The organism is Duganella lactea, from assembly GCF_009857505.1.
Lineage (GTDB): Bacteria > Pseudomonadota > Gammaproteobacteria > Burkholderiales > Burkholderiaceae_D > Rugamonas > Rugamonas lactea.
The window spans coordinates 1-12,703 of the sequence record NZ_WWCP01000064.1 but is presented as its reverse complement, the minus strand read 5'-3'; the positions used below and the strand labels follow the sequence as shown (position 1 = coordinate 12,703).

Genomic DNA, 12,703 nt, shown 5'->3' with positions numbered 1-12,703 from the left:
CAAAGCTTGATGACCATAGTAAGTCGGTCCCACCCCTTCCCATCCCGAACAGGACCGTGAAACGACTCTACGCCGATGATAGTGCTGCAACCAGTGTGAAAGTAGGTTATCGTCAAGCTAGTTATTACTAAAAAAACCCCTTCCAGATGAAACTGGTTGGGGTTTTTTTGCTTTTGTGCATTAAAATGGGTTGATATCGGAGATGCAACCCCATGCGCGCTGTCTTGTTTACCCTGCTGATGCTGATGCTGGTCTCGGTGGCGCATGCCGCGCCGTTGACGCTGCGCTTTACGCATCTCGGCCTGGAGCAGGGGCTCACCCAGGAATCGGTCACCAGCATCCAGCAGGATAAGCTCGGTTACATGTGGCTTGGCACCCAAGCCGGCCTGAACCGCTACGACGGTTACCGCATCACCACCTTTAAAAACGATCCCGCCAACGCGCGCAGTTTGCAGGACAACTATGTCCAAGCCTTGCATGAGGACTCCGCCGGCCAGTTGTGGATCGGCAGCAAGAGCGGCCTGGACCGCTATGATCCCGCCACCCAGGGTTTCATCCATGTGCTGGTCAATGTCGCGGTGCTGGCCATGGTCAGCGATGGTCAGCAGGGCATGTGGCTGGCGACCGGCGATGGCTTGCAATATTTGGATATGGCCAGCGGCCAGTTGCGCCTGCTGCGTCATGCCGACAACGATCATGACAGCATCATTGATGACCGCGTGATGGCGCTGGCGCGCGACAAGGGTGGCAACCTGTGGATCGGCACGGCGCGCGGACTGGAGATGCTGCCCGCCGGCGGCACGCGGTTTCGCCATTTCGGCGCGCAGGACAACCGGCAGGAGAACCGGATCTTGTCACTGTCGATCGGCGCCGACGGCGTACTGTGGGCCGGCGCCATGAAAGGCGTGCAAGCGTGGCGCCTGAACGGACAGTCGGCCACGCGCCTGGCGTTGCCGCCGGATCTGGCTGGCATTCGCGTGTCCAGGCTGCTGCACGACAGTGACGGCACCTTGTGGCTTGGCACCTTTTCCGACGGTCTGAAACGCCGCGATCCGGCAACGGGCCGCTTCTACCACTACCCAAACGACAGCCGCAACCGGCACAGCATCAGCGACAATCAGATCAGTGCGCTGTATCAGGACCGCACCGGCACCTTATGGGTGGGCAACTGGTTCAGTGGTGTCGACCGCGTGGACCTCGGCAGCGGCGGCTTCGAGCGCTATACCGACTATGCCGGCGTGCTGCCCGGCATCGGCAATAACAAGGTGCGCGCGATTGCGCCGGCGCCCGACGGTAAAGTCTGGCTCGGCACCGGCGGCGGCCTGGGACTGCTCGATCCCGTGCGTGGCACGGTGGAGTTCGCATCGAACGCGCTGCCGCGGCCCGATCGTCTGCCGGCCGAGGCGCTGGCGACGCTGGCCACCGATCACAGCGGCAGACTATGGATCGGCACGCTCAACGGGCTGTTCTGGCGCGATCCGACCAGCGGCGTCTACAAGGCGATAGCGCTGGATGACGATCCGCAGGTGCGTTCCATCCAGTACCTGCTGGTGACGCGCGATGGCATGCTCTGGGCCGGTGCGCGCCAGGCGCTGCACCGCATCGATCCGCGAACGCTGGCGGTGCATACCTGGTATGCCGATGTCGCCGACCCCGCCACCTTGTCCGGCCGCGTGCACGCGCTGATGGAAGATAAGCGCGGCAATTTGTGGATCGGCACCGAGAACGGCCTGGACCGGCTGGACCGCGCCAGCGGTGCCTTCGCCCATTACCGCCATGACGCGGACCAACCCGACAGCTTGAGCCACAACCGGGTGCACTACCTGTATCAGGACGCGCGCGAGCGCATCTGGATCGGCACCGCCGCCGGCCTGACGATGGCGCGCTTGGAGGCGGACGGCACGCCGCGCTTCAAGGTCTATCCGCTGAACGATGGCCGCGCGCCCGATCCGATCGGCGCCATTCTCGGCGACGGGCAGGGGCGTCTGTGGATCAGCTCGACAACCGGGATCGCCGTGTTCACTCCGGAGACGGGCGTGTTCAAGCACTACACCGCGAAGGACGGACTGATCGATGGCTCTTATTTCATCGGTTCGGCCTACGGCGCGCCGGACGGCACGCTGTACTTCGGCGGTCTGGAGGGGATGACCGCGTTCAAGCCGGCGCGGATTCATGACAACCCGTATGCGCCGCCGGTGGCGATTACCGACTTCACCATCTTCAACCAATCGGTCAGCAACGGCGCGGCCTTGCAGCAGACCAGTGCGCTGGCGCTGTCGTATCGGGATGCGGTGTTCTCGTTTGAATTCGCCGCCATGCACTACGCCGATCCGCAGCGCAACCGTTACCTCTACCAGCTGGAGGGCTTCGATCCCGGCTGGGTGACGGCCGATGCCGGCAAGCGCTTTGCCACCTATACCAATCTGGACCCCGGCCGCTATGTGTTCCGCGTGCGCGCCGCGAACAAGGATGGCGTGTGGAGCGCGCAGCCGGTATCGCTGGCGGTGACGATCGCGCCGCCGTTGTGGAAGACCTGGTGGTTCCGCCTGTTGGCCACGTGTTGCGTGCTGGGCGGTGGCTACCTGCTGTTCCGCATTCGTATCCGCCTGCTGGTGCGGCAGAAGCAGGCGCTGGAACAGCAGGTCGGCAGCCGCACGCGCGAGCTGGTGCTGCAGAAGGAATCGATCGAGCGCGAGAAGGAAAACGTCGAGCTGGCGCACCGCAATATCTCGCTGCTGTCGGATATCGGCCGCCGCATCACGGCCAATCTCGACAGCGAAGCCATCATGTCGCTGCTGTATCAGCAGGTGCAGGCGCTGATGGACGCCAGCGTGTTCGGCATCGGCATTTACCGGCCCGAGCAGGAGGTGATCGACTATCCGTTCGCGATGGAGCGGGGCAAGCGCTACACCTCCTATACGCGCAGCATGCGCGATCCGGATCAGTTGGCGGTGTGGTGCATCAACCAGGCGCAGGAAGTGTTCATCAACGATCTGCAGGCGGAGTACCGGCGCTATATCACCAAGCTCGATCTGGTGTCCGGCGTCGAGAACATGGGCACGCTGGAAGACGGCTCGCTGCCGACCGAGCCGCGTTCGCTGATCTATGTGCCGATTTCGGTCAGCGGCCAGGTGCGCGGCATCATCACCGTGCACAGCTATCGCGCACACGCCTACCAGCGCATCGACCTCGACATGCTGACCACGCTGGCCTCATATGTGGCGGTGGCGTTTGCCAACGCGGATTCGTATCGCCAGTTGCAGGAGGCGCAGCAGCAACTGGTGGAGCGCGAGAAGCTGGCCGCGCTCGGTTCGCTGGTGGCTGGCGTCGCGCATGAGCTCAACACGCCGATCGGCAACAGTCTGGTGATCGCCTCCACGCTGGAGGACAAGACCACCGAGATCGAGACGCGCAACAACGACAACACGCTGCGCCGCTCCGACTTGCGCGGCTTCATCGAGGCGGCGCGCGAGGCATCGACCTTGCTGATGCGCAGCCTGCGCAACGCGGCCGAGCTGGTCAACAGCTTCAAGCAGGTGGCGGTGGATCAGGCTAGCGCCAAGCGGCGCCAGTTCAATCTGCATCAGGCCAGCCAGGAAATCGTGATGACGATGAAGAATCAGATCCGCAAGGCCGGCCACCAGATCGTGGTGGAGATGCCGGACACGGTGGTGATGGACAGTTTTCCCGGCCCCTACGGGCAGGTGCTGATCAACCTGATCAACAACGCGCTGCTGCATGCGTTGGACGGGCGAGAGGGCGGCGAGATCCGCCTTTGGGCGTTGCAGCTGGGCGCGGAGCGGGTGCGCATCGTGTTCGAGGATAACGGCCGCGGCATACCGGTCGAGCATCAGGCGCGCATCTTCGATCCCTTCTTTACCACCAAGCTGGGCCAGGGCGGCAATGGCCTCGGCCTGAGCATCACCTACAACATCGTGACCTCGCTGCTGGATGGGACGATCCGGGTCGACAGCGCGGTGGGCGTCGGGACGCGCTTCACGATTGACCTACCGTTGAAGGCGTCCCTGGCGGGCGACTAAATGCCCCAGATGATGTGTTCGTTTTCGGCCTTCGCGGTGCGCAGCATTTCCAGCAGCGGATAGGCGCGCGCCGAGAAGCCGACGCGCTGTGCCAGCGCGTGTTCCTTGGTTTCGCCTTCCTCCTGTTCGTGGGTGTGGACGTCGTGCTCGACGTCGGTTTCCGGATGCTGCTTGGCCTCGGCGACTTCGTGTTCGAGGATGGACAGCGCGGTGGCGGCTTCGGCGGCGGTGATCACGCCGCGTTGCGGATTCTTGTGCAACAGGTCCAGAATGCGTTGAGCGTGTTCCTGATACATCAAGACTTCCGGGCTGGACTTCGATTTGAATGCAATTAACATGGCTGCGCTTTCTTGGTCTTATGGTGGAAAGATATCGCGGTGCGCCGGCTTTTCGCGGATGACGGCGCGTCCGTTAGCTCAACTTTAGTACATCGCTGAAACTTTGCAAGACCCTGACCCAGCAGTTTGGGCGCTGGCGCACCCAGATTAAGTATTCCCTAAGCCAACTCTTCAGTTTTCACAGAAGTCGGAAGGAACTGAAGAATGTTTCCACCGTTTCGGCCTCGATTTTTTGCGGTGCGCCGATCACGACGACTTGATACACGCGCCGTTCCCTGGTCATAAAGCGGCCGAGCAGGCGCATGGACTTGCCGCTGGCGTCGATTTCGCGCGCGCCGTTGTCCAGCGGCTTGCTGCTGGCGAGCGCGCCGCCGATATTGTTGACCATGGCGGTCTGCATCGCCGCCAGCGCGGCCTGTACCTGCGCCGCGTCGGCCAGCTGCGCGCTGCCGATGGCGAACACCACGCCGTCGATGTCGGCGGCGGTCATCGTCATGCTGACGTCCAGTTCGCCGAGCTTGACGGTGCGGGTCTGCTTGGCGGGTTTGCCGGGGAACAGCACGCTGTACGGCGCGTCCGGGCTGCGGTAGTCGCGCCAGTCGTACTTGGGACTGCAGGCGGACAGCGTGAATGCCAGCAGCAACGCCAGCGGCAGTGTGCGCATCATCATGGTTGGCCTTTCTTCTTCTCTTGTTCTTTCCAGGTGTCGATGTGGTCTTGCTGGCGCAACACGCGCGACATCGGGTCGATGGTGACGATGGCGTGCGGCGGCAGCGCCAGCGTGCCGGTGCCGTCGGCCATCGACAGTGTTTCCACGCGGCCGTTGACGCGCACTTCGAGCGGCAGCGGAAAGACGCCGCCGTCCTTCAGTTGCCAGCGCAGCGTGAGTGTCTCGGCGCCGCGTTCCGCCACCAGTCGCGGCAGGGCGGCGTGATACAGATAGGCGTTGAAGAACCAGTTCAGATCGCGACCGCTGGCCTCGTTGGCGAAGCGGATGAATTCCCGCGTGCTGCTCCAGCGCGGCTGGAAGTTGCCCGGCACCGGCGTGGTGGTGCCGTAGACCATGCGGCGCGTGGCGGTGAAGAACGCCGCGTCGCCGATCAGATTGCGCAGCGTGTGCAGGATCAGCGCGCCCTTGGCGTAGATGTCGTTGCCGGGGCCGCCGCGTGCGCCCTGGTAGACATCTTCGATGCGCCGCGACTTGCCGCTGACCACCGGCGCCTGGTTCAGCAACTGCTTGCGCAGGTTGAACAGTTCGGCCTGGAATTCGCGCTCGCCGCGCAGCGCTTCGAGATACAGTGGCTGCATGTAGGAGCCGAAGCCTTCGTGCAGCCACATGTCATCCCAGTCGGCGTTGGTCATCTGGTTGCCGAACCATTCGTGCGACAACTCGTGATGCAGCAGCCAGTCGTAGCCGTAGGCCGATTGCTGGTAGCCGTTGCCGTAGGCGTTGATGGTCTGGTGTTCCATGCCCAGGTGCGGGGTCTCGACCACGCCCATTTTCTCGTCGCCGAACGGGTAGGGGCCGACGCGGTATTCAAAGAAATCCAGCATCGGCGGGAACTCGTTGAACAGGGCTTGCGCCTGTTGCCGGTGGCCTTGCAGATACCACATGCGCAACGGGATGATGTTGCCGTAGCGGCTGGCGTAGTCGGCCGACAGCGTTTCATACGGCCCGATGTTGAGCGCGACGCCATAGGTGCTGGGATTTTTCGCGCGCCAGTGATAGGTGCGCCAGCCGTCTTTTTCGTCCATGCCGGTGGCGACGCCGTTGCTGGCCACCACCAGCGGCGACGGCACGCTGATGTGCAGGTCGATTTGCTTTGGCTTGCCGGTCGGATGGTCGATGCAGGGCCAGAACAGATCGCAGCCTTCGCCCTCGACGGTGGTGGCGATCCATGGCTGGCCTTCCCTGGTCTGGCTCCAGGTGAAGCCGCCATCCCACGGTGCCTTCTTTGCCGTGTGCGGCACGCCGTGGTACTGGATGCGCACGGTGGTGCGGGCGCCGGCCGGCAAGGGCGACGGCAGCGTCAGGTACAGGCGACCGTCGGGATTGCTGATGGCCGATGGCGCCAGCGCGATGCCGTCAACGCTGGCGCTGTCGACCGGCAGGTTGCGATCCAGTTCGACGGCGATGCGCCGCAGCGGCGCGGTCAGCAGGAAGGTCAGGGCGGCGTCGCCGCGCAGGCTTTGGGTGGCCGGATCGACGCGCAGCGCCAGGTCGACTTGCTCGAACGTCACCGCCAGTTGCTCGGGCGCGCGCGGGTTGCCGGAGTTGGCGGTGAAGTCGGTGATCGGCGGCTGCGACGTGGCGCAACCGGCCAGCAGGGTGCTGGCGACGAGGTAAACAGGCAAGCGGGTCATCGTGGTCCTGGCGTGAATAAGCTGCCAGCCAATATAGCAGCAAGCGCGCAAGACTTGGTAGGTAGATGGCGGGTGCGGGCCGGTTTTTATGCGCCGGAGCAGCGGCGCCATGAACGCTAAAAATCAGTCGCGTAGCGCGCGCCGGTATTGCACGGCTTCCGACACGTGCGGCTCATGGATGATGTCGGAACACTGCATGTCGGCGATGGTGCGCGCAACGCGCAGGATGCGGTGGTAGGCGCGGCCGGACCAGTGAAAGCTCTCCATCGCCCACCGCAAATAGTGTTTGGCCGACTGGTCCAGCTTGCAGTACTGGTCGATCTCGCGTGTGGTCAGGAACTGGTTGCGCTTGCCCTGGCGTCTGTGTTGCAGGTCGGCGCTGGCCTGCACGCGCGCGGCGATGACGGCGGAGGGCTCGCCGTCCGCGTCCAGGGCGAGGATGGCGGGATCCACCGCGCCGACTTCCATCTGGATGTCGATGCGGTCCAGCAGCGGGCCGGACACCCGCCCAAGATAGCGCAAGCGCATGTCCGGCGAGCAGCGGCACACAATGCCGCCGTGGCCATAATACCCGCACGGACAGGGATTCATCGCGGCTATCAGTTGAAAGTGCGCCGGGAAATCCGCCTGCCGCGCGGCGCGCGAGATCGTGATGTGGCCGGACTCCAGCGGCTCGCGCAACACGTCGAGCACACGGCGGTCGAACTCGGGCAGCTCATCGAGGAAGAGCACACCACGATGGGCGAGCGAAATCTCGCCGGGACGCGGAACGCTCCCTCCACCGACCAGTGCGGCGCCAGAAGACGTGTGATGAGGCGATCTGAACGGTCGCCGCTTCCATTGCTCGATACGGAAGTTGCCGGTCAATGATTGCACCGCCGCCGCTTCCAGCGCCTCTTCATCGCTCATCTCCGGCAGCAAGCCGGCGAAGCGCGAGGCCAGCATGGTCTTGCCGGAGCCTGGCGGCCCGACCAACAGCACAGAATGGTTTCCCGCGGCCGCCACTTCCAGTGCGCGCTTGACCAGGATTTGTCCCTTGACGTCGGCGAAGTCCGGGTACTCGCACACGGCGGCAACAGGCGTCGACTCATGGCGCGACAGCATCGATTCCACCGACTTGGCGGCGAAATGGGCACAGACCTCCAGCAGTGAATTGGCCGGATAAATGGCCGCGTTGGACACCAGCGCCGCCTCGTCCGCGTTGGCCATGGGCAGGATGAAGGCCAGACAGCCGCCGTCGCGCCGCGTCGCCAGCGACATCGCCAGCGCGCCACGGATCGGGCGCAGTTCGCCGGACAGTGAAAGCTCGCCGGCGAACTCGTATTGATGCAGGCGGCGAGCGGGGATTTGTTTGGATGCGGCAAGGATGCCGAGCGCGATCGGCAGATCGAAGCGGCCGGACTCCTTGGGCAGGTCGGCCGGCGCGAGGTTGACCGTGATGCGCTGCGCGGGAAATTCAAAGCCGCCGTTCTGAATGGCGGCGCGCACGCGGTCCTTGGCTTCCTTCACTTCCGTGTCCGCCAGCCCGACGATGGTGAACGACGGCAACCCGTTCGCCAGATGCACTTCAACGCTGACTTCCTGCGCCGCCATGCCCGCGAGGGCGCGGCTTTTGAGTACGGCGAGTGACATGGCGGGCTCGGACGGCGATGAAGGTAAGCCGCCAGCGTAGCCCCATGCCGATCGCCTGACTTTGCGTTTTCTTAAATATTTTTGAATTATCAAAAAAGTAAGTATAATGAGTTGCCTAGTTGGAATGTAAAACGAATAATGCAGAGTAAATATCTGTGGTGGTTGATGCTGGTGGCGTTTCCTGCCGTGGCGCAGGTGGTGCAGGTGGAGGTGAAGGGGACGGCCAGTGACGCCGGGCAGACGCGCGATTTTGTCGCCGGAATAATCCTCATCGACCGCAAGCGTATCGAGGACAGTGGCGCGCAAAATGTCAGCCAGGTGTTACGGCGTGAACCGGCGATCACGGTCGGCAAGGATGGACAGGTGGGGCTGATGGGCTTGCCCGGCTACACGCAGATTCTGGTGGATGGCAGTGCCGCCGATGGCGGCGACCCGCTGGCGCTGGATATCGTGCATGTTGAGAAGATCGAAGCACGGGTGTCACCAGCACTGCCGGCAAGCGCGGTGCTGAGCTGTTGTGGTCCCGCAACCTGATATCGAAGGACAGTCCCCTCAGTTACAACCTGAACTTGTCCGCCGATCGCAACACGCGTAACGTTGCCAGCGCTTTTCGTCAGGTCACCGGCACCGGGCTGCCCGTGGTGCAGGGCGAGGGCAGCAGTTTGAAACACACCGAATCGTTGAGCGGCACCAGCAAATTTGCGCTGGCCTTGGACGCCAGTCATAAGATTTCTGTGGCCCCCGAACTGTTGTATATCCGCTTCGAAAACGAAGCCGAGAACGTGCGGCGGGGATATCGCGGCGATGCTCAGACATCCAGGCAAAATTCCCGCTCACCGCTGTTGTCCGTCGGCCTGCCCTTGGAGTGGAACTGGACGATGGGCGAGGATAGCCAGCTATCGCTCAAGTGGAAGACTGGTGTGACGCACGCCGACAACGACGCCGACCGTTGGGAAGCCGCGACGGCAGGCTTGCCGCACCAGCGCAGTCTGGCGCGGAAGATACGCGGCCTGAACCATTTTCTGGATGCTGATTTCAATACCAGCTTCGCTGGCGGCCACGATTTCTCCACTGGCGTACGCCTGGCGCGCAACCGGCTGCAAAACGATTATGCGGATTTCCTCGACGGCGTGTCCGATCCGAGCCAGTCCCTGCTTGGCGTCAGCAACCTGGCGCGCACGGTGCGCTATCAGTGGTTTGCACAGGATGATTGGCGCATCAATAAAAGCTGGGCGCTGGGGGCGGGCTTGAATGGCGAACGCCGGCTGTTGGAAATCGACGAGGGGCCGGTGCGCAGCCGCCCGTCGTTCAACGTGTGGTCGCCGACCATGCACATCGCGCACAAGATCGGCGGCAACAGCAAACGCCAGTTGCGTCTGTCGCTGGCGCGGACCTTCCAGCCGCCGTCCGCCGATCAGATGCTGCTGCGCCCTGTGATCAATTCGCTGGCGCCATGCTACGCGCGACACTGCGCCATCAATACTTTCGACACCGCCGACAGTGCCGGTAATCCGCGGTTGCAACCGGAGCGCGCGCTTGGCCTCAACCTGTCCTACAGCCACAAGCTGGCCAAGGCCAGCGAGTTCGTCGTGGAAGTGTGTCTGCGCGCGAGATCCGCAACAAGACCGGGGCAGAGATCGCCATGGCAAGCGTGCCTTGGTCTGACGCGCCCCGTTACGTGAGCCGCACCGTCAATCTCGGCAAGGCCACTATCCGTGGGCTCGACCTGAGTGGTCGGCTTGCGTTCGCCGATGTGTGGACAACGGCGCCGGCGGTGACGCTGTCTGGCAGCTTGGGTTTTGCGCATTCCGAGGTCCACGACCTTGCCGCCCCCGACAACCGGCTGGCTGGGCAATTGCCGTGGCGCGCCAAGGTCGCGGCCTCGTATGCGGCGGCGGGGCTGCCGCTCAAGCTCAATCTGGATATACACCTGCTGCCGGCCGACTGGACGCGCAGCAGCGACCGCTTGCGCACGTATCAGGAGCAGCGTCTGACCGTCAACGCCAACGGCAGTTGGAAGTTCCCCGGCGGCACCAGCCTGGTGGTGGCGGTCGAGGACATCGGCGCCAGACCCTGGCGCGGCATCAGCGAGTATCAGACGAACGAGGGCCTGTTGAGCAGCCACGACCGTACTGCGGCCTACGCGCGCCTGTCGCTCAAACTTGATTTCACTCTTTAGGAAAGCAGACGATGAAGAAATACCTGATGTATTTATTTCTGGTCGCCAGCGTGGCGCCAGGCTTGGCACAGGCACAGAGCCGACGCGAGATGTGCATGGAGAAGTGCACGGCCGAGCCAGGCATGCTGAATACGGCTCGCCAGCAGGCGCATGACGCCAAGCTGAAGCAGCTGCAGGATCAGAAAGCCGCAGCCACGGATCCGCAAGTCAAAAAGCAGCTGGCGGAGCAGGAAGAGGCGGAACTGGAAAAGTACCAGACAGCCGTCGAAAAGGTGTGCAAACACATTTGCAGCGCTTTTCCACAATAAACGCCAATCGCGCCGCCAACGGCGCCGCACTGTACTTACAGCCCGTCGCCCTTGGCGATATCCACCTTGGCCGCTTCGCCGCCAGCCTTGGCTTCCAGCGCCGCCAGGCGCGTTTCCAGCGCTTCCAGCTTGGCGCGGGTCTTGGCCAGCACCTGGGTCTGGATATCGAATTCCTCGCGCGTCACCAGGTCCAATTTGGAGAATCCCTGCGTCATCATGGACTTGACGTTCTTCTCAATGTCCTTTGCTGGTGAGTTTTCGATCGCTTGGCTGATCTTGCTTTGCAAGTCATTAAAAAAAGTATTCATATCCATAATCTTTCCTTGATCTGATGAGTCCATCATTGCACCATTAAGGTGCGAGTCGGCGTTAATCTGGTGCGAAACCACCGCCCTCCCTGTTCGCGTGCGTGGTGATTCCCACTTTGGGGCGAGCCAGGTCGTTGTCAAGCATGATACGGCAACTGATTGCTGGACAACATTAGCTGGCACACATTCTGCTAAAGAAGCCAATGAATGCTCTTCATTGCTTCGCTTAACAAGGATTTTAAACCGCATCTGCTAATCAAGTTCAACTCACTAGGAAAAACAATTATGACAATGACCAAGAACTTAACCCTGATCGCTGCGTTGACCTTAGCATTCGCGTCCATGGCGCAGGCCCAGGAGGCGGCACCCGCCCCTGAAGCCAAACCCGACAACGAGGTCAGCTATAACGCTGCCGTTGTCAGCGACTACCGTTACCGCGGCATTTCGCAAACCCGCCTGAAGCCGGCCGTCCAAGTGGGCGCCGACTACGTGAACAACCCGAGCGGCCTGTACGCCGGCACCTGGGCCACCAACATCAAGTGGGTCAAGGATGGCGGCGGCGACGGCAGCATCGAATGGGACATCTACGCCGGCAAGCGCGGCGCCATCAACGACACCTTCAGCTACGACGTCGGCGGCCTGTACTACGCCTATCCGTCGAACGAGCTGCACCCGAGCGCCAACACCTTCGAATTCTACGGCCAGCTCAGCGCCGGCCCGTTCTCGCTCAAGTATTCGCAATCGACCACCAACCTGTTTGGCGTGGCCAACTCCAAGGACTCCGGCTACCTCGACGCCCAGTTCAACAACGAAATCTATGACGGCTATGTGCTGAACCTGCACGCCGGCCACCAGAACGTCAAGAACAACGGCGCCCTCAGCTACTCGGATTACAAGATCGGCGTCACCAAAGATTTCGGCGTGGTGTCGGTTGGCTTGGCGGCGGTCTACGCCAACACGGACGCATATGTCGGCAACGGCAAGAACCTGGGTAAAAAAGGTGCTGTCCTGACTATTTCCAAAACCTTCTAAGCGAGGCCAGTATGAAAATGATTACCGCCATTATCAAGCCGTTCAAGCTTGACGAGGTGCGTGAGGCGCTGTCGGCGATTAACGTCCAGGGCATTACCGTGACCGAAGTGAAAGGCTTCGGCCGGCAGAAGGGCCACACCGAGCTATACCGCGGTGCGGAGTATGTGGTGGACTTCCTGCCGAAGACCAAGATCGAGGCGGCGGTGGATGACGCCATCGTCGAGCAGGCCATCGAAGCGATCGAAGGCGCGGCCCGTACCGGCAAGATCGGCGACGGCAAGATCTTCGTGTACAACCTGGAACAAGTGATCCGTATTCGTACCGGCGAGACCGGCAACGAAGCTCTCTAAGAGGAAGAATGAGAATGAAGAAAACCATAACAAGCTTGCTAGCTGGGGTCTCCATCCTGTTGGCACTGGCCGCGCCGGTGCACGCCCAGGACACCGCCACGCCGGCCGCCGCGCCCGCCGCCACCGCGTCCGCACCGGCCGCCGCGCCGGCC

The 12,703-nt window shown here is 62.5% G+C and carries 12 protein-coding genes and 1 rRNA gene; 8 read left to right on the top strand and 5 right to left on the bottom strand.

What is annotated here, in order from left to right:
- The first annotated feature begins 5 nt into the window (after nt 1-5).
- A 5S ribosomal RNA gene (gene rrf, locus GTP44_RS26095) occupies nt 6-118 on the top strand.
- 94 nt (nt 119-212) lie between these two features.
- Nucleotides 213-4,040: a two-component regulator propeller domain-containing protein gene (locus GTP44_RS26090; protein ID WP_229257093.1), complete on the top strand. Its 3,828-nt coding sequence runs from the start codon at nt 213-215 to the stop codon at nt 4,038-4,040.
- Here the strand turns inward: GTP44_RS26090 and GTP44_RS26085 are convergent.
- The 4 genes from GTP44_RS26085 to GTP44_RS26070 form a co-directional block, all read right to left on the bottom strand.
- Entirely contained in the window at nt 4,037-4,378 is a 342-nt protein-coding gene (locus tag GTP44_RS26085) for a DUF1840 domain-containing protein (protein ID WP_160992915.1), read from the bottom strand. The genes GTP44_RS26090 and GTP44_RS26085 overlap by 4 nt on opposite strands.
- Nucleotides 4,379-4,556: 178 nt before the next feature.
- Complete coding sequence (locus tag GTP44_RS26080; RefSeq protein ID WP_229256663.1) at nt 4,557-5,048, bottom strand: hypothetical protein; 492 nt, start codon at nt 5,046-5,048, stop codon at nt 4,557-4,559.
- Nucleotides 5,045-6,742 (bottom strand): M1 family metallopeptidase, encoded by a 1,698-nt coding sequence (locus tag GTP44_RS26075; protein WP_161021701.1) that lies wholly within the window; start codon nt 6,740-6,742, stop codon nt 5,045-5,047. The genes GTP44_RS26080 and GTP44_RS26075 overlap by 4 nt, the downstream gene beginning before the upstream one ends.
- A gap of 123 nt (nt 6,743-6,865) precedes the next feature.
- Nucleotides 6,866-8,374, bottom strand: coding sequence for a YifB family Mg chelatase-like AAA ATPase (locus GTP44_RS26070; protein WP_161021700.1), 1,509 nt, complete (start codon nt 8,372-8,374; stop codon nt 6,866-6,868).
- Between the two features lie 138 nt (nt 8,375-8,512).
- Between GTP44_RS26070 and GTP44_RS26065 the strand changes: the two genes are divergently transcribed.
- From GTP44_RS26065 to GTP44_RS26050, 4 genes are read left to right on the top strand one after another with little or no spacing between them, the layout of a single operon-like run.
- Nucleotides 8,513-8,908, top strand: a complete 396-nt coding sequence (locus GTP44_RS26065) for a TonB-dependent receptor plug domain-containing protein (RefSeq protein WP_161021699.1) — start codon at nt 8,513-8,515, stop codon at nt 8,906-8,908.
- A 35-nt stretch (nt 8,909-8,943) separates the two neighbouring features.
- Nucleotides 8,944-10,056 (top strand): TonB-dependent receptor domain-containing protein, encoded by a 1,113-nt coding sequence (locus tag GTP44_RS27900; RefSeq protein ID WP_161021698.1) that lies wholly within the window; start codon nt 8,944-8,946, stop codon nt 10,054-10,056.
- Complete coding sequence (locus GTP44_RS27895; protein ID WP_161021697.1) at nt 10,017-10,553, top strand: TonB-dependent receptor domain-containing protein; 537 nt, start codon at nt 10,017-10,019, stop codon at nt 10,551-10,553. Before GTP44_RS27900 ends, GTP44_RS27895 begins: the two co-directional genes overlap by 40 nt.
- A gap of 11 nt (nt 10,554-10,564) precedes the next feature.
- Nucleotides 10,565-10,861, top strand: coding sequence for a hypothetical protein (locus GTP44_RS26050; RefSeq protein WP_161021696.1), 297 nt, complete (start codon nt 10,565-10,567; stop codon nt 10,859-10,861).
- 35 nt (nt 10,862-10,896) lie between these two features.
- On the opposite strand, the gene GTP44_RS26045 is transcribed toward GTP44_RS26050, so the two are convergent.
- Nucleotides 10,897-11,175 (bottom strand): accessory factor UbiK family protein, encoded by a 279-nt coding sequence (locus GTP44_RS26045; protein ID WP_160992910.1) that lies wholly within the window; start codon nt 11,173-11,175, stop codon nt 10,897-10,899.
- A gap of 279 nt (nt 11,176-11,454) precedes the next feature.
- Between GTP44_RS26045 and GTP44_RS26040 the strand changes: the two genes are divergently transcribed.
- Together GTP44_RS26040 and GTP44_RS26035 are read left to right on the top strand one after the other, a co-directional pair.
- Nucleotides 11,455-12,201, top strand: a complete 747-nt coding sequence (locus tag GTP44_RS26040) for a TorF family putative porin (protein WP_202412954.1) — start codon at nt 11,455-11,457, stop codon at nt 12,199-12,201.
- Nucleotides 12,202-12,212: 11 nt separating this feature from the next.
- Nucleotides 12,213-12,551 carry a P-II family nitrogen regulator gene (locus GTP44_RS26035; RefSeq protein WP_154360515.1) on the top strand — a complete coding sequence of 113 codons (339 nt, stop codon included), beginning with the start codon at nt 12,213-12,215 and terminating at the stop codon, nt 12,549-12,551.
- Nucleotides 12,552-12,703: the final 152 nt, after the last annotated feature.